General features: G+C 36.3%; 19 protein-coding genes. 10 read left to right on the top strand and 9 right to left on the bottom strand.

Annotation, left to right across the window (positions count from 1 at the left end; translation table 11 throughout):
- Positions 1 to 26: 26 nt before the first annotated feature.
- The 3 genes from fbaA (at position 27) to ACMAZI_RS14780 (ending at position 2867) form a co-directional block, all read left to right on the top strand.
- On the top strand, positions 27 to 1052 hold the full coding sequence (gene fbaA, locus ACMAZI_RS14790; RefSeq protein WP_114706290.1) for a class II fructose-bisphosphate aldolase: 1026 nt from the start codon (positions 27 to 29) through the stop codon (positions 1050 to 1052).
- Between the two features lie 95 nt (positions 1053 to 1147).
- On the top strand, positions 1148 to 2077 hold the full coding sequence (locus tag ACMAZI_RS14785; RefSeq protein ID WP_334679195.1) for a TIGR01777 family oxidoreductase: 930 nt from the start codon (positions 1148 to 1150) through the stop codon (positions 2075 to 2077).
- Positions 2078 to 2096: 19 nt separating this feature from the next.
- A complete protein-coding gene (locus ACMAZI_RS14780; RefSeq protein ID WP_114706292.1) occupies positions 2097 to 2867 on the top strand; it encodes a sulfite exporter TauE/SafE family protein in 771 nt (256 codons plus the stop codon).
- On the opposite strand, the gene ACMAZI_RS14775 is transcribed toward ACMAZI_RS14780, so the two are convergent.
- The 3 genes from ACMAZI_RS14775 to pepN form a co-directional block, all read right to left on the bottom strand.
- A complete protein-coding gene (locus ACMAZI_RS14775; protein WP_412474413.1) occupies positions 2854 to 3366 on the bottom strand; it encodes a hypothetical protein in 513 nt (170 codons plus the stop codon). The two genes, ACMAZI_RS14780 and ACMAZI_RS14775, sit on opposite strands and share 14 nt — an antisense overlap.
- A 76-nt stretch (positions 3367 to 3442) precedes the next feature.
- Positions 3443 to 4228: a nitroreductase family protein gene (locus tag ACMAZI_RS14770; protein WP_114706294.1), complete on the bottom strand. Its 786-nt coding sequence runs from the start codon at positions 4226 to 4228 to the stop codon at positions 3443 to 3445.
- A 12-nt stretch (positions 4229 to 4240) separates the two neighbouring features.
- The gene (gene pepN, locus ACMAZI_RS14765) at positions 4241 to 6856 is read right to left on the bottom strand and encodes an aminopeptidase N (protein WP_412474412.1); all 2616 of its coding nucleotides are present in this window, start codon (positions 6854 to 6856) and stop codon (positions 4241 to 4243) included.
- A gap of 172 nt (positions 6857 to 7028) precedes the next feature.
- Between pepN and ACMAZI_RS14760 the strand changes: the two genes are divergently transcribed.
- Complete coding sequence (locus tag ACMAZI_RS14760) at positions 7029 to 7760, top strand: PilZ domain-containing protein (RefSeq protein ID WP_114706296.1); 732 nt, start codon at positions 7029 to 7031, stop codon at positions 7758 to 7760.
- Here ACMAZI_RS14760 and ACMAZI_RS14755 read toward each other — a convergent pair.
- Positions 7726 to 8688 carry a hypothetical protein gene (locus tag ACMAZI_RS14755; RefSeq protein WP_412474411.1) on the bottom strand — a complete coding sequence of 321 codons (963 nt, stop codon included), beginning with the start codon at positions 8686 to 8688 and terminating at the stop codon, positions 7726 to 7728. The genes ACMAZI_RS14760 and ACMAZI_RS14755 overlap by 35 nt on opposite strands.
- Positions 8689 to 8793: 105 nt before the next feature.
- Between ACMAZI_RS14755 and spt the strand changes: the two genes are divergently transcribed.
- Genes spt through ACMAZI_RS14740 form a run of 3 tightly spaced genes read left to right on the top strand, consistent with a single transcriptional unit; the run spans position 8794 to position 12120 of the window.
- Complete coding sequence (spt, locus tag ACMAZI_RS14750) at positions 8794 to 10002, top strand: serine palmitoyltransferase (RefSeq protein ID WP_114706298.1); 1209 nt, start codon at positions 8794 to 8796, stop codon at positions 10000 to 10002.
- Between the two features lie 16 nt (positions 10003 to 10018).
- The gene (locus ACMAZI_RS14745) at positions 10019 to 11149 is read left to right on the top strand and encodes an N-acetyltransferase (protein WP_114706299.1); all 1131 of its coding nucleotides are present in this window, start codon (positions 10019 to 10021) and stop codon (positions 11147 to 11149) included.
- Positions 11146 to 12120, top strand: coding sequence for an NAD-dependent epimerase/dehydratase family protein (locus ACMAZI_RS14740; RefSeq protein ID WP_412474410.1), 975 nt, complete (start codon positions 11146 to 11148; stop codon positions 12118 to 12120). Before ACMAZI_RS14745 ends, ACMAZI_RS14740 begins: the two co-directional genes overlap by 4 nt.
- Here ACMAZI_RS14740 and ACMAZI_RS14735 read toward each other — a convergent pair.
- From ACMAZI_RS14735 to ACMAZI_RS14720, 4 genes are all read right to left on the bottom strand, one after another.
- Positions 12117 to 12731, bottom strand: a complete 615-nt coding sequence (locus tag ACMAZI_RS14735; protein ID WP_114706301.1) for a sterol desaturase family protein — start codon at positions 12729 to 12731, stop codon at positions 12117 to 12119. The two genes, ACMAZI_RS14740 and ACMAZI_RS14735, sit on opposite strands and share 4 nt — an antisense overlap.
- 363 nt (positions 12732 to 13094) lie before the next feature.
- Entirely contained in the window at positions 13095 to 14174 is a 1080-nt protein-coding gene (locus ACMAZI_RS14730; protein WP_114706302.1) for a metallophosphoesterase, read from the bottom strand.
- Positions 14175 to 14176: 2 nt separating this feature from the next.
- Positions 14177 to 15139 (bottom strand): GGDEF domain-containing protein, encoded by a 963-nt coding sequence (locus ACMAZI_RS14725; RefSeq protein ID WP_114706303.1) that lies wholly within the window; start codon positions 15137 to 15139, stop codon positions 14177 to 14179.
- An 8-nt stretch (positions 15140 to 15147) separates the two neighbouring features.
- On the bottom strand, positions 15148 to 16815 hold the full coding sequence (locus tag ACMAZI_RS14720; protein WP_114706304.1) for a hypothetical protein: 1668 nt from the start codon (positions 16813 to 16815) through the stop codon (positions 15148 to 15150).
- Positions 16816 to 17028: 213 nt separating this feature from the next.
- On the opposite strand from ACMAZI_RS14720, the gene ACMAZI_RS14715 reads away from it, so the two are divergent.
- From ACMAZI_RS14715 to ACMAZI_RS14705, 3 genes are read left to right on the top strand one after another with little or no spacing between them, the layout of a single operon-like run.
- On the top strand, positions 17029 to 18090 hold the full coding sequence (locus ACMAZI_RS14715; RefSeq protein ID WP_114706305.1) for a L,D-transpeptidase family protein: 1062 nt from the start codon (positions 17029 to 17031) through the stop codon (positions 18088 to 18090).
- A gap of 11 nt (positions 18091 to 18101) precedes the next feature.
- Positions 18102 to 18836: a hypothetical protein gene (locus tag ACMAZI_RS14710; RefSeq protein ID WP_114706306.1), complete on the top strand. Its 735-nt coding sequence runs from the start codon at positions 18102 to 18104 to the stop codon at positions 18834 to 18836.
- On the top strand, positions 18836 to 19180 hold the full coding sequence (locus ACMAZI_RS14705) for a bactofilin family protein (protein WP_114706307.1): 345 nt from the start codon (positions 18836 to 18838) through the stop codon (positions 19178 to 19180). The genes ACMAZI_RS14710 and ACMAZI_RS14705 overlap by 1 nt, the downstream gene beginning before the upstream one ends.
- Before the next feature lie 64 nt (positions 19181 to 19244).
- Here ACMAZI_RS14705 and ACMAZI_RS14700 read toward each other — a convergent pair whose 3' ends face one another.
- Positions 19245 to 20633, bottom strand: coding sequence for a M16 family metallopeptidase (locus ACMAZI_RS14700; RefSeq protein ID WP_412474409.1), 1389 nt, complete (start codon positions 20631 to 20633; stop codon positions 19245 to 19247).
- Between the last annotated feature and the right edge of the window lie 2 nt (positions 20634 to 20635).

Below are 20635 nucleotides of genomic sequence, written 5' to 3'. Positions count from 1 at the left end.
CTTACTATAACTAAAAGGAGCACTGGATGCCAATAGCTACTTACGAACAATATTGCGATATGTTAGATAGCGCAAAAAAAGGCGGATACGCATATCCGGCCATTAACGTCACTTCAACGTCAACTGCGAATGCAGCAATCAAGGCCTTTGCCGATATGAAATCAGATGGAATCATTCAAGTCTCAACTGGCGGAGGAAAGTTTGCATCTGGGCAAGGTCTAAATGATGAAGTCCTTGGCGCCATCTCTCTTGCGCAACACGTTCACCTTGTTGCAGCTAAATACGATGTGCTCATTGCTCTTCACACTGACCACTGTCATCCAGAAAAAGTTGATAGCTTCCTAATTCCACTAATTGAAGAAACAGAAAAGAGAAGAGCTCAAGGCCAGCCTAATCTATTCCATTCTCATATGTTTGATGGATCAGTCCTACCAACAAATGAAAATATCGAAATGAGTAAGAAGCTTTTAGAGAGATGTGCTAAGAGTGAAATCATTCTCGAGATTGAAACAGGTGTTGTAGGTGGTGAAGAAGATGGTGTTAATAACGAAGATGCACCAGCTGATAAATTATACACAACTCCAGAAGAGATGGTTGAGGTAACAAAAGCACTTCGCCCTCTTGGTAAATTTATGTATGCTGCCACTTTTGGAAACGTACACGGAGTTTATAAGCCAGGAAATGTTAAGCTTCGTCCAGAAGTATTAAAAGAAGGACAAGCAGCAGTTGCAAAAGAATTAGGTGCAGATGCTGAAAACTGGCTTGTTTTCCACGGTGGTTCAGGAAGTGAACTTTCTGAGATTCACGAGACACTTGGATATGGAGTTATTAAAATGAATATCGATACCGATACTCAATATGCCTACTCTCGTCCAGTTGTGGATCACATGTTCAAGAATTACGATGAAATGCTTAAGATCGAAGGTGAAGTTGGAAACAAGAAGAAGTACGATCCTCGCGCTTGGATGAAGAAAGCAGAAAATGCAATGACTGAACGTATTTCACAAGCTTGTCGTGACCTTAAGTCCGATGGAAAATCAATCATTCTATAATTAAAATGTTCATAAATGAGTAGGTACAATTAAATCCTAGTGCCTACTCATAGTTTCTCGACAAAATTATCACATTCTCTTTCTATACTGACGCCATGAAAGTATTAATAACAGGTGGTACAGGCTTTATTGGCTCATTTCTAACAAACTCATTCTTAGAGCATGGTTATGATGAGGTACGTATTTTAACTCGCAACCTAGAAGGAAAAACAAGCACTCCTAAAGTGAAATACTTTGAGTGGGATGTTGAAAAAGGTCAAATGGATATGGCCGCACTCATGGGTGTTAATGCAATTATTAATTTGGCCGGTGAAAATATTGCAGATGGTAGGTGGACGACAGAGAAGAAGGATCGCATTTATAATTCAAGAATTAATGCGACAAACCTTCTTTATGAAAAATTAAAGCAGCTGCAATCCAGAGGTCTTCCTCTTCCCAATAAACTCATTAGTACTTCGGCCATTGGAATATATGGTGACCGAGCAGATGAGGAACTTAAAACAGATAGTGATGCAAGTGATGACTTCTTGGGACAAGTTTGTCGTGACTGGGAAGCGGCCGCAAAAAAAGTTTCAAAGCTTGGTATTAGTGTGAAAATTATTCGAGTTGGTGTCGTCCTCTCAAGTGAAGGAGGTGCACTAGCAAAGATGCTTCCTGCTTTTAAGATGGGAGTTGCTGGAAGAATTGGTGACGGCCATCAGTATATGAGCTGGATTCATATTAGGGATCTCGCAGACCTATATCGATTCTTGGTTGAACATGAAACGGAAAAAGATATTATTCACGGTGTTGCACCAAATCCAATAGAGAATATTGACTTCACGGAAACTCTTGGACGTGTTCTTCATCGGCCAACTTTCATTCCATTACCGGAGATTGCTGCGAAAACAATATTTGGTGAAATGTCACATGTCTTACTAGATAGCCAAAAGGTTTCATGTGAAGAAACAAAGGACTGTGGCTTTGAATACTCATTTAATTTTCTTGAGGCGGCATTAAGAGATACTCTTCGCAATCGTATCTAAAATAAGGCATAATGCCTTAATGGAAGATATCTCTCTAATTCAAGGAATTGGAATATTTATATTTATACTCTTTGCAGGCTTCATTGATTCCATGGCCGGAGGTGGTGGGCTTATAACAATACCGACATACCTTGCAGCAGGAGTTCCCGCACCTTTTATTCTTGGAACTAATAAATGTGTTTCATGTTGTTCAAAGTCCTTATCAATTTTTCGCTATATAAAGAATAAGAAAATCGACTTTAAGTTTATTCTTCCCCCTACGATAGCAGCATTCATTGCTTCCTTAATAGGTGCACGACTAAGTTCTATTCTAGATTCAAAGCATATGGTCTACATATTAATCCTCGTTATACCTTTTATTTTCATCATGAAGTATTTGAAAGGAAGACGTGGACTTGTGGACCCAAGTAAACTTGAAAAAACTCAAGTAATCATCAGATCATCGATAATCGGCTTAATGATTGGTGGCTACGATGGCTTCTTTGGCCCTGGAACAGGAACGTTTCTCATTATCTCCATGATGTTCTTTCTTCATTTTGATATTTTAAAAGCTTCACCACATGCTGCGTTTATTAATTACACAAGTAATGTTGCGGCCTTTATAACCTTTCTTATAAAAGGAGTAATCATGTGGAAAGTTGTGGCCATTGCACTTCCGGCCGGTTTAATTGGAAACTACCTTGGATCAAACCAGGTACTTAAAGAAAATAGGACAACGGTAACAACAGCATTTAATGTCGTCCTCGTTGGCCTATTAGTAAAATCCATTTATGACATTAGTATGATGTAGGACAAGTAACTTTCTTTAAAATAAAAGAGAATCCGCGGTCAATATTTCTGATATGAGAAATCAACTCAACGCTCCCCTCGTAGAAATCACCTCTTTTTTCTATAAAAAAGCTCATACGATGATCCACTTTCTTATAGGCATAAGTTCTTGAATCTCTCATATAGATATCTTCATCAATTTCATAAGAAAGACTGGCCTCACCTGACTCATACTTTCCTAAGTTCTTAAAAAATACCATTGGTGAGTAGGAATAATAGACTTTATCTCTAACACCTTGAAAGAAAGTGAAAACATTAATCTGCTCTGCACGATTAGACTGAATATTACGGTAAGTATAAGAAGTCCCAAAGTCCTCGAAGGTTGATAAATTACGTTCGTAATCTGGCCCATACGAGATAGATGAATCATTAATTTTAATTGTTTCAAAACACCCCATTAGATCATTTGGAGTTAATGCAAAAATATTAATAGAAATTAATAAGCATAATAAGTACTTCATAAGAAAATCCTTTTTCTATAATTGAATTACTATTTTAATAAAGATCTGTGTAAGAAACAAACAACCAATTCTTACATTAGTGCTTCTTAATGAACTCTTCCTTAGGGAATCGAAATTGTGGCCCATATACCCCATTTTCAGATCTCTTCCCAACGCCCAAGATCATCGTAATATGATCATGACATCCTAGACCTAGTAACTTCTTTGCTCTCTTAGCATCAAAGCCTTCCATCGGAAGAGTGTCATATCCCTGAGCTCTTACAGAGAGCATAATATTTTCACAAGCTAATGCTGTTGTTTTATGGGCCCAAGTTTTAAGTTCGGATGGAAACATTGGCTCGCGAAAGATCACTTGAAAAAGACCAATTGTATTGAAGAAGAGCCATTTAAAAGGAGATAAGATTCCAAAAGGTCCCATATAACCATAGGCCATCGGAGTGACCTTACTATAGTAGGCCTTTACTGCCTTTGGCACTTCCAACCCTTTCTTTTTATTTACCTCTTCTAACGAAGAAATCATTCGTTTTGAATTCTTTCTCCAAGTATCAGTCTTTGCCACACAGACAATTAAGTGTTTGGCCGTCTTAGCTCCATTTTGTCCAAAACAAAACTTTGCTAAACGACTTCTCGTATCGTCACTTTTAACCCAATGGAATTCCCATGGTTGTAAGTTTGATGAGTTTGGTGCCAGCAGTCCATGTTCGATTGCCTTTTGAACAACTTCATCAGGAACTTCTTCATCACCAAAAACACGGACACTTCGACGTGAAGTGATAACCTTTTCAAATTCCTCAAAGTTGATCTCAGGAGCAACCTCTGTGTAATTCAACTCAAGTTTCTCTGTAAAAATGTCATCACTCACGTCTAATATCCTTTATGAATTTAATGTTTTAGATAATTTTTCGTAAACATTCTTAGATGTTTTATCACTTTCAACAATAACAGTAAGTTCGGCCTTTGCTATCTCTTTAAGATCAGCAGGCATCTTACGGTAATCATTAAATGCACCAGCAAGTCTTGAAGCAGATTGTGGGTTAATTGCATCAACCTTTCTAATCATTTCAGCAATTAATTTCATCCCTCGTCCACTTTCATGGTTAAATTGAACTTTATTACGTGCAAATGAACCAATTAGAGCTGAAACAAGATTTGGAACATTCATATCAAAGACTTCGTCTTTCATTAGCTCTTGAACCTTATCAAAAGTAGTATCATCGCAAGATGAAGCTTGCACACTTAGCCACTTTTGCATAACAAGAGTTTGGTCTTTGAACTTATCATAGAACTCTTTTAATGATTCCTGACAACCTGGTAAGTTTTCATTAACCATAACACTTAATGAGTTCATCATATCTGTCATATTCGTTGCGTACTTGAAGCATTCACGAGCAAGCTCTTTATGCTCTTCAACTGTTGAAAGACACGCTAGAGCAAATCCTCTTAGCTTTCTCTCTCCCATCGCCTTAGCATCAACCTTAAATGGTCTCTCTGTACTAAGCTCATTATAAATTGAAGCTAATTCTAATTTGTAAGTATTAGCAAGAAGCTTAAATAGCTTATCTTTTGCTTCATGGATTGCACGGTAATTTGGAATATCAATTGTTGCAGCAACATCAATCATCGATGGAAGAGAAAGACAAACTGCCTTAAATTCTTCATCAATATTATTATCATTTAGAATCGATCCCCATGCTTTAATGAATAGTTCATCAACTTGATGATTTTCATCTTTTAGCATGGCGTGAATATTCTTTAAGGCAAGAGCTTGTCCAGCTTCATAACGGTTAAAGTCATCATTATCATTTGCCATTAAGAAAACGAAGTCCTCATCAGTTAAGTCAGAGCGAAGAACAACTGGCGCACTAAAATTTCTATTTAGTGAAGCAACTGGTCTTTCATTAACATTGGCAAATACAAATGTCTCAGTATCCGCTTTTATATGAAGGAGTCCACGATCGAGATCATTTTGATCATCACGGTTCTTTAAAGCTAATGTCATATCATTTCCAGCACTGTCAAGAAGCCCTAGCAAGAAAGGCATATGAAAAGGCTCTTTCGTTGGCTGCCCAGGAGTTGCAGGAGTCGATTGATTAACTGTTAAAGTAAATTCTTTAGCTTCTTCATCATATTTAGTTGTTATATCTAAAACAGGTGTTCCCGCTTGGTCATACCATCTTCTAAATTGTGAGAAGTCATAATTATCATTGGCAACACTCATAGCATGAGTGAAGTCTGCCGTTGTTACGGCCTGTCCATCATAAAGCTCAAAGTACTTATCCATCCCTCTTTGGAAGCCTTCTTCACCTAGAAGTGTATGGTACATACGAATTACTTCAGCACCTTTTTCATAAATCGTCATTGTATAGAAGTTATTCATTTCGATATATGACTTTGGCTGAATTGGGTGTGATTGAGGACCTGCATCTTCAGGAAATTGAGCGGCCTTTAGGTTTCTCACATCATTAATACGACATACTGATCTTGAATTTAGATCGGCAGAGAATTCTTGATCTCTAAATACTGTTAGACCTTCTTTAAGTGTTAACTGGAACCAGTCACGACAAGTTACACGGTTTCCTGTCCAATTGTGAAAATACTCATGACCAACAACTGACTCAATACCAAAGAAGTTTCTATCTTCAGCAGTTTCTTTTGAAGCAAGTACATAAGCTGAATTAAAAATATTAAGGCCTTTATTTTCCATCGCCCCCATATTGAATGAATCAACAGCGACGATCATATAAATATCAAGGTCGTATTCGAGTCTAAATCTTTCTTCATCCCACTTCATCGACTTCTTAAGTGATTCCATTGCATGATGTGATTTTTCTTCATTACCTTTATCAACGAAAACCTGAAGCTTAACGTCACGTCCAGACTTCGTTTTGAATGTATCTTCAATAACAGCAAGATCACCTGCCACAAGAGCATATAGATAAGCAGGCTTTGCAAATGGATCATTCCATACAGCAAAATGCTTTCCATCTTCAAGATCTCCACTTTCAATTAAGTTTCCATTTGAAAGAAGAAATGGATAGTCTTTCTTATCTGCAATGATCTTTGTCGTAAAAACACTTAAGTTATCTGGACGATCGATAAAGTAAGTTATTCTTCTAAAGCCTTCTGGTTCATTTTGTGAACAAAACATCCCACCTGACTTATAAAGGCCATCAAGAGCAGTGTTTGCTTTAGGGTTAATTTCATTATGAATCTCTAAAGTGAAAGCTTCGCTAGGAAGACCAGTAAGAGTTAGAATCTCGTTTTCTTCCTTATAATTTGAAAACTCTTCTCCATTAACTTTTACGCTTTTAAGCTTTAACTCTTCACCATTTAATTCAAGAGTATTTCCATTAACTGGTGTGATTTTCATTTTTGAAAAAACTTGAGTTTGTGTATCATCGAGATGAAATTCAAGGTCCACTGTTTCAATTTTATGAGTTGGGGCCTTGTAGTCGGCCAAATACTTGACTACTGGAGTTTCTGTTTTCATACGTACGTCCTTTTTAACTATCTATAAGTATCTAAAATAACGATTTTGCTCATTATAAGGCATTTATTTCTAGAATTTGCCACAATTTGAACTGAATGAAAACTTTGATTAAAATATATTTAATATTAAATAGTTAACGCAATAATTCAATAATTTAAAGTGAGCTAGTAAGATGGATGCTAATAAGAAATTTTATTTCTCTGAAATCCCCAAGGATGAGAGGTTAAGTTTTTTAAGAAGGGCCGTAAGTGACGGACTTAGCGTAGAGGTTTGGCAAAAAGGTCAAGACAAAGACAAAGTCGAAAAATTTAAAATAAAATCTCTCGATGAAGACAACCTTGAACTTTCAGTAGATTTTGACGCAAGCATCATTGCGAAACTTGCTGGTTCAAAGAATAAAGAAAGTGAAGTTCTAATTAAAATCACTTTTAAGTCTGTATACCTATTCTCTAGCTCGTTTCTAAGTTTCAATTCAGCAAGTGAATTATATAGTCTTAAAGCTGATCGACCTTTCTATAAAAGTCAGCAACGTACTAACTATCGACTACACGCAAACTCATATATCCCTATTCAAATTAAAATTGAAGAAGATGTATTTGACTGCAATGATATTTCTGCTGGTGGAATAAGCTTTAATTGCTCTTCTGAATTCAAAGAGAAGTTTGCAAAAGAGACCATCTTTGCCAAGGCCACTGTAAGACTTGCTTCTAAGCGCTTTGAGATTCCTCAACTTAAGATTGCAGCAACTTGGCCAAATGATTCTGACTCAGAAAAGCCTTTAGGTATTGGTGCCGCTTTTCAAAATATGGATAAAGATGTTGAGGAAGACCTCGTTCTTTCAATTAACTCTGAGGCCCGTGGAGAAGAGCTTAGAAAGCAGGCGGCGATGAAGAAAGGCACTTAGACTCCTTATTGCTCTTAAGCTTTAAAGACGAAAAATACTTATCAAGTTCTTCTTGATTAAGAGTCTCTTCTAATACCTTCTTATTTTTATGATCTATCAAATCTTTAAAAGACAATATCGTTGATATTTGAGGACAACCAATAGGCATAGAATTAATAAAGGCGTTTATTGCAACTTTATTGTCACTAGCTAGAAACTTCTTATAATAAATATCATGCCATCCATTTTGATAACGAGCTAAGTAAACAGCGACACCATCAAGATTCTCATCTATTTTAAAAAACCTCTTAGCAATAAAGGTTTTCAGTCCCTGATGATTTGGGATTGCACTTATAAGTGGCCCTAGTTCTTCATATTTTAAGACTTTAGCATCTATTAACTCTAAGTATTTCTTTAAATAGTCGGCCTTATCATACCAAGGAAGCGGTAACTTAACTGCCATAAGATAATATGACTTAATTGAGAGCTGTGAATCAAAGGAGTTGGCCAATTTTAAAAGCTGGGCCTTATTTTGTTGAAAGTAGTCATGACATAGACGGTGATGGCAACTTGCAAGACCTTTCATATACAATTCAAAAGATACTTTAGAGGCCTTATCAATTTGTATTTCACGACATCCTCCGACACTAATTAAGCTTGCGCAGACATAGAATAAGTCGTTTCCATATGTATCAAAGAATTGATTAAAGTTATTATCAATCTTCTCTTTTAGAGTTTTTCTAAATTCAATTGGGCCATTAAGTGAGCTAATAAGTTGTTTTTTCGTACACAAAGTACTTAAATCACAAGGTATTTTCCAGTCTTGAACTTCAGAACTTACAGTCTGAGAGACCTCTTTATCTCCCCCAATACACGATGCACAAATCGTTAAGATGATGAAGTGAATCATGGCACTTAAAATAGAAGAAAAGTTGAATAATTTAAACATGATAAGTACTACCTTAACGCATATATCTAAGTTGACTTGTCAACAATATATGGATAAATTCACTGCTACTCTATTTATTAATACAATTCTAATGAGATGTGAAATATGTCGTTGAAATTTTCAAGTGCAGCTGACCGTTTAATGGACAAAGCAAATATGCTTAAGTCTAAAGATCTTTATCCATTCTTTCGTCAAATTGGTGACTCAGAAGGAACGGTTGTAAAAATTGATGGCCGTGATCAAATCATGATCGGCTCAAATAACTACCTTGGTCTAACTCACCACCCACATGTGAAAGAAGCGGCCATAAAGGCCATTGAAAAATACGGTACAGGTTGTACTGGTTCAAGATTTCTTAATGGAAATTTAACGATACACGAAGAACTTGAAGAAAAGCTAGCTACATACCTTGGGCATGAAAAGGCCCTTATCTTTTCAACAGGTATGCAAACGAACCTTGGTGCTCTATCTGCTATTTGTGGGCCAAGAGATTGTATGCTCTTTGATTCTGAAAATCATGCTTCAATCATTGATGCTTCACGTTTAGCAATGGGAACAACTTTTAAATATCGTCACAACGATATGGAGTCTCTTGAAGAGCAACTTGAAGCTAATATCGATCGCTTCCAAAAAGTTATCATCGTAGCTGACGGTGTTTTCTCAATGACTGGTGATATTGCAAACCTTCCAGAAATGGTAAGACTTGCAGAAAAATATGGTGCCTATATCTACGTTGACGATGCTCATGGTATCGGTGTGATGGGAGAAAAAGGTGCAGGAACGATGAACCACTTTGGTGTAACTGATAAAGTACACTTAAATATGGGAACGTTTTCTAAATCATTTGCTTCTATTGGTGGTGTACTTTCAGGTGATGCTGAAACTATCAACTACGTAAAACACTTAGCGAGATCATTTATGTTCTCTGCTTCAATGGCCCCTTCAGCAGTTGCGACAGTATCTGCATGTATCGACGTTATCAATGAAGACGACACTCTTCATGAGAAACTATGGGATAACGTACAATTTATGAGAAATGGATTCCAAGAAATTGGGTTCTATACATATAATTCGCAAACACCAATTATTCCAATCTTCATCGGTGACGATGTGAAATCGATGCTTGTAACAAAATTCCTAAGTGATCACGGAGTTTTTGCAACTCCAGTTGTTCCACCAGCAGTACCTAAGGGAGAGGCCCTTATTAGAACAAGTTATATGGCAACTCATAGTAAGAGTGAGCTAACAAAAGTTCTTGAGGTATTTGCAAAGGCCAAGAAGGAATTTGATCTTCCTTCAACAATGGGACACTAGAAAGAAAGGAGCTTAGATGGCCATCTATATTGAGAAAGTAGACGTTTTAAACGATAAAAAGGCCCGTAAACGATTCATTGATATTCAATTTGAAATATATAAAGATGATAAGTTTTGGGTTCCTCAATTAAGAATGGAGCTAAATAAGTTATTCAAGTCAGGCCACCCTTTCTACAATACGGCCCAATGTGCTTTCTATATCGCCATTAAAGATGGAAAAGATGTTGGAAGAATCATGGCCATCAATAATCATAACTATAATAAATTTCATAATTCAAAAGAAGGACATTGGGGATTCCTCGATGCCATCGACGATATAAAAGTTTTTGAAAGCTTATTTAATGCAGCTGCAGAATGGTGTTCATCACTAGGCATGGAAAAGTTTATTGGCCCATTTAATCCTTCAACAAATTATGAATGTGGAACACTAATCAAGGGATATGGAGAGATTCCTGTTCTTATGATGATGTATAATTACGAATACTATCAGCAACATATTGAGTCTCTTGGCTTCACAAAAGCAATGGATCTACTTGCTTATCACATGAAAACCGAAACTCAGATGCCTGAAGTTATTAAAAAGATTGCAGAGCGTGCAGAAAAGAAAGAGTCCATTACTTATCGTTGTGTTTCTAAAAAGAGATGGCAAGAAGAAATAAAACTCATGTATGAGATTTACAACGATGCTTGGGAAGAGAATTGGGGATTTGTCCCAATGACCAAGGATGAGTTCTTTGCCATGGCCGCAGACCTAAAAACAGTAGCAGATGAAAAGCTTATTTTATTCGCTCTTGTAAACGGTGTTGAAGCTGGCTTTATTGTATGCCTACCCGACTTTAATCAAGTTCTACATAAAATCCCAAATGGAAAGCTATTACCAACAGGTATATTTCAAGTCCTAAGGGCACCTAAATTAATCGACGGTGTTCGAGTTATTACAATGGGTGTGAAGAAGAAATACAGGCTTTATGGACTAGAATCAATTCTCTATTTCCGAGCTCACGAAAATATTGCAAGCTATAAGAAGTATAAGAATATTGAAATGAGTTGGATTTTAGAAGACAACTTAAATATGAATAAACCACTTCTAAAAATGAATGCGGTACCATATAGGAAGTATCGTATTTTTCAAAAAGAGCTCGTATGAAAGTTTTAATTACTGGAGCGACTGGCTTTGTTGGCTCCCACCTATGTGATAAATTATCAGAACAAGGACATGAAGTTTACGCTTTAGTAAGAAATGAACAAAAAGCACTAAACTTAGAGCTGCCTGGAAAATATATTACAGGAAACCTCGATGAAGAATCAATTTCATCATGGGTAAAGAAACTTCCCTCAGATCTCGACTGTGTTATTCACACAGCTGGTGTTGTCTCTGCTAAGCATTCATTAACATTTGCAAAAACAAATCAGCTAGCAACACAAGATTTAATAAATGAATTAAGTAAGCGTTATGAGAAATTACATTTTCTTTTAATCTCATCACAAGCAGCTGCTGGACCATCTCAATCACCTATTGATGAGGCCCATGAATGTAATCCAGTGTCAGCATATGGTCATTCAAAACTAGCAGCTGAGCAGGCGCTAAGAGAGCTAGCTCCTGAAAGTTGGAATAGTACAATCATTAGGCCTCCAATGGTAATTGGACCAAGAGATAGTGCCGTACTTGATGTCTTTAAGATGGTAAAATCAAGATTTGTCACTGGCCCTGGCCTTGGATTTAGATCAAAACGCTACAGTGTTGTTAATGTCTTTGACCTTGTTGATGCAATTATCTTATGTGCAAAACAACAAAGTCCAAAGAATGAAGTTTACTATGTCACATCTGTTGATGAAGTAACTTTTGAGGAATTAATCAATGCAATCTCAAGTACTCTTGGTGTGAAGAAAGTATTCTTTATGTCTATCCCAATTTGGATACTAAGAATTGTAGCAGGTGCACTTTATACGCTGCCTATTCACCTTCCATTAACGAGAGATAAGATTAATGAGCTTGAGGCACATGCGTGGCTTTGTAAAAGTGAAAAGATCAAGGCCTTAGGACATATACCTCAACACGATCTAAGATCGACTATTGAGATGACAGCAAAAGATTATCAAGGGCGCAACTGGCTCTAATAACCTTCTTCTTTTTCTCCAGTAACCGTACGAAATACATAGTCCCAAAGTGGTGAACTCACACCATACTTTGCCTTTTCATGACGAAAGTGATGTTGAAGATGAAACTTCTTTAAGTAGCGCCCTACTCGACCAGTCATTTTAAAGTGGTGAGTTGCATAGTGTATATAGTCATAACAAAGATAGCCTACTGTAAAGAATGCCATAAAACCCGAAAGATAATACGCTGGAATAAATAGTGAAAAGAATCCCCATATCAATGCCATAATTAAAATGGCCGGAACAGGTGGCATCACAAGTCTTGTTGGATCATTTGGATCATCGTGATGGAGTCCGTGAAATAGGAATACAAATCGTTTTGTCAGTGGCCCTATAGGTTTTAAATGAAAAACAAAGCGGTGAAGTAAGTACTCTGTCAGAGTCCAAATAAGAAGTCCGCTAATAGCACAAATAATCATTTCAAAATGTGTATAACCTAAAGCAAAGTAAGAGCGATAGATAAGAAAAATGACAAAGGGCGTCCAAAGTAGTAATGGTATTATTGGGTGTACGTGAGTCATAGACTCAAGAACAGGGTTCTTAAATATTCTAATTGATTCGTATTTTTTCACTTTTTATATCCTATAAGTAGAAAAACCTATAAACACTAGTATTCATAACAAATAAGAAAAGAATAGTCAGCTTTTAGCTTCTTTTAAACTAATTTAAACCTATTTTTTATTGATGTCAGAAATCAAGAAAACATATTTTATAGAGCATGTAAATGCCTATACAGTAACGTATTAGAATAATGGACTAAGTTAATTTCTCATGCGAGTTACTGTAAGAAAAAATCCCTTGTTCTTTCTGTAAAATCGAATAAACTTATTAATAAGCAGAGACGAAATAAAGACACTTCGGCGTTTCGGGAAAGGACTTTTTAGGAACGTCGTCTTTTATTTCATTCAAAAAAACAATCCCAAATCATTTAAATTTTAACTAGTTCGAAGCTCTTCGATATATGGCTTCCATTGTCCCATCCATTGATTCATCGATGCATTTATTAGAGAAGAACTCTCCTGATGAACATTAACGCTACAATAAGTTAGGCTAAGAGTATCCTGATGTTTTCCAGCATCAATTGAAGGGATATTATTCCAAGTTCCAGTATTGAAATAGTATCGTCCTTCCGGAAAACGACGCCACTCCTGAAGATGAGTATGCCCCATAACAACAGTATGAATGGACGAATTGCGATCAAGAATCCTTCTGGCCATCCTTTCGTACTTTGGATAGATGGTAATCTGTTGAAGAATTTTTATCGTCGTTTTAAAGTTTGTATTTTGACGTGTGTAATAATTTGAATAAGTCTTAATAACGTAATTTACGCAAGTAAACATGAGTCGCCAAAAGAAGCGTGTATCATTGAATAGACACCATTTCACATAAGACGACATAGGCCTAACCTTATCAATATAAGGGCGCTCCTTCTTTAAACGAGGAAGAACATTGATACAAAATAAAGATCCCCAAGGAAAGTTTAGAATCTCTTTGCCAGCTGGACCTTTAATGAATTGCTTTGTTTTTGGAACTGTATTAATTGCTTCAAAACGATGTCCATGTTCAACATGTAACCCATTTTCTATAAATGTTTCAGTAAAGATAATTTCATTGCCACAGATTTCTTTGAATCTTTGTTGAGCTCCTTCAAAGAGCATTCCTGCATCGTGATTGCCAACAACATAAACAACACGCTTATGTGGTGCGCGCAAAAACTTCTTAAGGCCAGCAAAGAAGCGCGGATGTCCTTTTGCAATATCGTCAATCTGTCTTACAGTCATGTGCTCATCGACAACATGAGTAAAAACCCCATCAGTATCAATTTGAATAAGATTTAGTATGTCACCATTTAAGACAATGGTTACAGGCTTTGAATAATACTCATTTGTGGAAAAATAATCGCAAAATTCATAGAAGCGATCATCCTCGAAGAAATCTTCAAGAATATTGAATTCTCCGTTTTGCAGATAGCTGCCTTTTCCAATGTGAAGATCAGATAAAATTAGGTACTTCATATTTATGAGTCTGCAACACAGACTTTACCACGTCCAGACTTTTTTGCTTCATACATCATTTTATCGGCCATACCGATAATTTCATTTCGACTCGAAGCATTTACAGGGTAATTAGCGACACCAATAGAAACACTTAACTGTACGTCCTCATCCTCTTTAGAATTGATTTCAAGGTCAGCTTCAATCTTATATATTGTCGACTTTACTCTCTTTAGAATTCGCTCTCCAATATGCTTGGCATCTTCCAATGTTGAATATGGGGCCAAGACAACAAACTCATCTCCACCATAGCGATAACATAAGTCATCTTCTCTTACAGTTGAGCGAATTGTTTCAGCTACTTGTTTTAATAAACTTGTCCCAATTAAATGGCCATGACCATCATTGATACTTTTAAAGTAATCGATATCGATAAAAATAAGTGAAAATGATCTCTCTAGAGTTTCATATTCTCTAATTGATGCTTCAATATCACTTTTAAACTTTCTTTGATTATACAGTCCAGTTACATCATCAACATGAGCAAGAGATTGTAGTCGCTTAAGCTCTTTTATATGTAACAGACTTCTAAATTTAGATTGAATATAATTTTCCAACTGTGAAAATACTTGCGTAGAGAATTCACCATTAACAACGATAAAAAGATTTTGGCTTCCATTAAAGCCGACATCAATAAATCGGTACTTATCCCCTTCAATATCCACATGTAGGTGCTGAGTTTTAAGCGCCCCCATTAATTCCTGATAAACCTTATCTGGGTACTCCCCAGATATTTTATTATTATAGAAGTCTCGGATAATAGGATTTCCATCATCAGTTTGGATGGTCGCAAATACCAGAGGAGTCCTTGAGTTAAACTCATTTTTGATAAAATCACGAAAAGATTTAAGAACAATATTGAAGTTCTCTTCTTCCACATTCTGGCAGATATAATTTAATAGTGCTTCGTATTGTTTTTCCAACATAATCGTTTTTAGTTTTCCATTTCAATATCGCTCAAATCCAAATCAATTGTATCTGAAACAATACTTAAAGATCCTCTTAAGTTATTAATTAATCTTTCAAGTTTCTGTTGAGCGAGCATGCGCTCTTTCTTGGCCTGTTTTTCATTGATGGCCATATTTTCCATATTAAACTCTAATGTATCAATCTTTCTCTTAAGTTCTAAGATTTTCTCATCGCGAGCTTTTATTTTATTATCACTATCAATTGCCATAAGCTCTAGCTGACTCTCAAGTTCTTGCTCACGAGCACGAACGCTTGCGTGATCTAATCTCATGCGACTGCCGATTTCATTCATTTCTTCTTTCATCGCTTTATTTTTAGCTTCACTTAATTCAAGCCCATGCTTGTAATTATCCAACTGAGACTTTGTCTCTTCTATTTCAAAAGCATGTCGCTTTTTAGCAATAGTTAATTCAATTGATTTCTCATCTGCTTCAGTTCTTAAATTAAGATTTTCTCTTTTTAAAATCTCAACCATAGATTGAAGTTCATTTATCTCATTTAATAAATTAGTACGATCTGTCTTTAACTCATTTACAGTAACTCGTAGATCCATTAACTGCTCTTCACTCATAGACGAAAGAATATGCCCAGGGTGAATCGTAGCTGCAGGAGACTGTGCAACACCACTAGAATCATGAACAAATGAATCATGTTGTTGTGATTTACTATCTTGGCCAACACCGATATTATAACTTGCTGTTTGCTCATTTGATTTCATCGGAGCATGCACTGTTTTCGTTTCTTCAGCTTCATTTGAAGCAACCGCAGTAACAGTAGCCTCCTCTTCTTGTGGCCTAGGTGTTTCATTTACCATACCATCCAGTTGGGCCAGAGTATCTTCTTCTTGTTCTTGCCCTTGAACTAAGTCTTCATCATGATCATCTTCACTAAGTCCTAGCTCCACTTCTGCTGTATCTTCAACATCAGAATCAAGAGAGTCCAGGTCCTCGTCAAGCTCATCATCAAGACTACTATCAAGATCAATATCCAGATCATCATCCAAATTAGCACTCGCCTCTAAGTCATCGAGTTCGCCTAGATCATCTAAATCACCTAAGTCGTCTAGGTCACCAAGATCATCCAAGTCGTCTAATTCACCAAGATCATCTAATTCATTATCAATATCACTTGAAGCTTCTAGCTCTTGAGTATCTTCTTCAGATGGGAGCTCTTGATCTTCTTGTGTAACTGCTTCGACCTTCTTCTCTACTATGATCGGATTATTATCTAAGTCTAAGTCATCTTCTCTTGCTGCCTCTGCTGGTGCATTGGGAATATCTTCACCTTTGGCAGTTAAATCGATAGAAAGGCTTCCTGAAATATCCAGATCCATATCAGTTGGGGAACTTGCATCTGCTGGGGCATTTTCTACTTCATCACCATCCCCACAAAGAGACATATCTAAGTCATCATCGAAATTTAATTCAATTCCACCCTCATCTGCCTCTTCATTTGAAGAGTTAAATTGAGACAGATCCATATCTGTTTCCACAAGTGTTAATGAAGTCTTATCTTCTTGATCGGCCATTTGAGCTGAATTATCAGAGTCTGAACCTAGAACATCGTCTACAGCGCTCTGAATCTTGTCACTTTCTTCCGTCAATTCTTCTTGTGCTTTCTTGTGTGCTGACATATTTTTCCCCAATAAAGTGCACTAAATTTGTTTAAATCTAAGTTTTCTTGCTTTCCTACACTCTCCTTTTCGCCTTTTTTTGAAAAAAGTTAAGTATTTACGTCGCATAAAGTCATTCTGTTTAAGAATATTCAAAATAGATGAGGTTTCCACTTGAGAACTAGTGAGGAAATGTTCTACAATATTAAGCAGTTATCAAGATAAAGGCTATCCATGATTAAGAAACTACTAATTTTATCCAGTATTTTAACAACGACATTAATTTCGCTAAGAGCGAATGCTCAAGACTTTCTCCCATCAAATCTACTTTTGATGAATGATTACTTTGCTCACCATGTGATTGTTGCAGAGAAATCTACTCATACATTATATCTCTATGAAAATGATGAGGGAAAACCAAGACTAATAAAAACCTTCCAAATGGCCACAGGTCAAAAAGTTGGAAATAAAGAATATCAAGGAGACAAGAGAACTCCTGAAGGTGTTTACTTCTTTAACCAATTCCTAGATCACAATGACTTAATTAAACGTCATGGTGAACTTGGAGCACAATACGGAGTTGGTGCCTTCGTTCTTGACTACCCTAATCCTATTGATAAAGCACAAGGGAAAACAGGTGGCGGAATTTGGCTACACTCAACTGATAATGAACCAAGAATTGATAAAGGTCTTGATTCTAAGGGATGTCTTGTTGCCCACAATGTTAACCTAATTGATATCGCTAGATATATTGAAATCAATAAAACGAATATCGTTGTTGTCCATAATTTAAAATTCTTCAGTGAAGAAACATGGAAAAGAGAAAAGAACGAAGTCATTGATACTTTTAATGGTTGGCTAGATGCTTGGTCTAAGGAAGATACTGATAAATACCTTTCTCACTACTCTCGTACAGACTTTGAGGACCCATTTAGAGGTCGCTACAATACATTCGCTCAATATAAGAGAGCAGTCTTTTCTAACCCAGGAAAGCCAGAGATTAAAATCTCAAACCTTACAGTATTAAAAGCTGATGACTATGTTGTTGTTACATTTAAGCAAGACTATAAGAGTAACACTGTAAACGATATAGGAAAGAAGACTCTCTATCTAAAGCGTGATCCATATTATAAGTGGAAAATCGTCGCTGAGAGATGGCAGAGAATTCCAATGGATATTACAAATGAGAGGGAGCACTTAAGTTTTGAGCCGTCACAAAGGTTCTTTACTTCACAAGACCCAAAACAAATTTTCACATTGAACCTAACTCTAACTAGGCCATATAGCGAAAATTAAAAGGGAAACGGATGTCTTCAAATACCAAGGAAGCGGCAAAGAATAATCTTTCATTTATTCTTTATGAAAATAATAAGGTGCCAAGATACCTTCAATTAACACCTCGAGAATATAAGGCCATTCTCTATGTGCCTGTAGTCTTAACAGTATTTTCAATCTTTGCTTTGGCCGGTTCATACTTTTACACAAAGAATATCGAAAACCTAATTAAGGCAAAAGAGCCATTAATTATCAAAAATCTTCGCGACGAGAATTCTGGACTTACTCAAAAGAACTCAGAACTTACAACACTAAACCTTGATCTAACAAACCGACTTGCCAATGAAACGATTAGTGGAGCTTCTGCAAGTTCACTTAATATCATTGCCCCAGTAAAGGGACAAAAAGACTTAACAAGTCCTGCAAGTATCAAGATTGAAGATATTAAGGTTAACAAAGGAAATGAGAAGGTTGAGTTAAGCTTTAATCTTATCAATATTACACAAGATAATAATCGCGTTTCTGGCTATATTCACATCTTCTTATTTGATGGGAATAATTACTTTCACTACCCTGAAGGTGGAGATTCAATCAGAAACTTCTCTCTTAATTACACAAAGGGTGAGTCATTTGCCACTTCACGCTTTCGTCCTGTAACAGCTAAGTTTGATCTTCCAAAGACCAGTACAGCAATGTTTAAGGTTTTTATCTTTAACCGTCTTGGTGATATTGTTCATCAACAATTATTCAGAGAAGAGATCAAATAATGGACTTAAGAGATCAAAACTTCACATTTGTAGGAATTGGATCCGTTATAAAGGGCGATATTGTTCTTAAGGGGCCATCACATATTTGCTCAACAATTGAAGGCGATATTCAAATTGATGAGAGCTTTACTCTCACAATTGAGCCACAGGGAATTGTGGAAGGTCGAATTCGCTGCGGAGACCTTAATATCTATGGAGAAGTCTCAGGAGATATCACGGCCCAAGGTAAGGTAAAGGTTTTCCCTACAGGTGTGGTCAAAGGTCAGATCGTTGCTAAGAATATTAATATTGCTCCAGGAGCAACTGTTAATATGCAAGGGCATACTCTCGAATCACAATCATAAATTTAATATCTTAAATATTTAGAAAAATATTAAGGGTAGGAAGCGAAGTCCTACCCTTTTTTATTTATAGAAAGTTTTTGTAGTTATAGACTTTAACCTTACCAATCTTACGTAAGGCCTTCTTCATTGACTTGTCACCAAGAACAACAATCTTAACTTTATCATATGGGAAAGCAGCATATACTGTTTTTGCGACATCTTCTTGAGAGATTTTATCAACAAAGCTTGTGTATTCAAGAAAGCGCTTAATATCGACATTTGCATTATCAAGGTTAACTAATTGTCTCATAAAGCTTGATGGCTTTTGGAATTGAAAAGCAAAACCACCCTTTACGGCCTTTCTTACCTTTTCAATTTCACTCATTGCTATATTCTTTGCTTCAGAATTATCTTTAAGAATCTTTATTACTTCTTGAACCATCTGCCCTACTGTTTCTTCTTTTGTAAAAGTAGAAAGAACTGAGCGTCCATAATCTTTTTGCATGCCAGCAGTTGCCCAAGCAGAATAAGTTAAGCCTCTTTTTGTTCTAAGCTCTTTAACAAGAATAGAAGTGAATCCACCACCAAGATATTGGGACATAAATTCAAGGTTCTCAAATCCTGGATCTTTATCTTTTGCCATAAAGATTCCGGCCCTAACTTGTGCTTGATTTGCCTTAGGTACTTCAACAAAGTGGATTACAGGCTTTTGTGGGTCAAATGGCTTTAGCTCCTTAACTTTTGAGTCAAGAGTTCTTGTAAAGCTTGCTTTTGAATTAAATCCACATTCGTTTGTAATAATATTTTTAATATTTAAAACTGTTCTTGGCCCAGTTATATAGACTTTCTTTTTCACATCTTCTCTAAAGTACTTTAGGCGATCTAGAAGATAGCTTCTTCTCATGCGCTTAAGATCACTAAGTCTTCCTTTTACATCAGAGACGTAAGGAGTTCCTCTTAAGCTAATATCACGAAAAGCCGTTGAGGCAAGGGCCCCAGGATTTGAAACTAAGTTTTGTCTTTGAGCACGTAATAGCTTCTTTGCCTTTGCAAGTTCCTTTTTTGGATAAACAGCATCCCTAAAAATATGACAGATCTTCTTTGTTGTAGGAATGATATCTTTAGATAGGCCATTATACGAATAGCTTGAATACTCATGAGTAACATTTGAAGATGTTGAAACACCATAGAATTCGAGATTATCTGCGATCTCATTTAAGCTAAATCGATTAGTACCACTCTCCAAAAGATCAAACATCATATTTGTTACACCTTTAGTGCGGCCATCTTTCATTGCTCCATCTGCAAAGAAAATTGTGACATTATAAGTTGGAAACTTATCATCTTGAATATAAGTGACATCGATATTTTCCCACTTCATTTTCTCAATGCGATCAACTAACTCATTTGCATAGAGTTGGCCTGCCCCCAAAAGAAGAGATGTGATTAGAACTTTATTTAAAATATTTTTCATAT

The sequence above is a fragment of the Halobacteriovorax sp. YZS-3-1 genome, assembly GCF_047084945.1.
Taxonomy (GTDB): Bacteria; Bdellovibrionota; Bacteriovoracia; order Bacteriovoracales; family Bacteriovoracaceae; genus Halobacteriovorax_A; species Halobacteriovorax_A vibrionivorans.
This window is presented reverse-complemented; position numbering and strand designations above follow the sequence as displayed.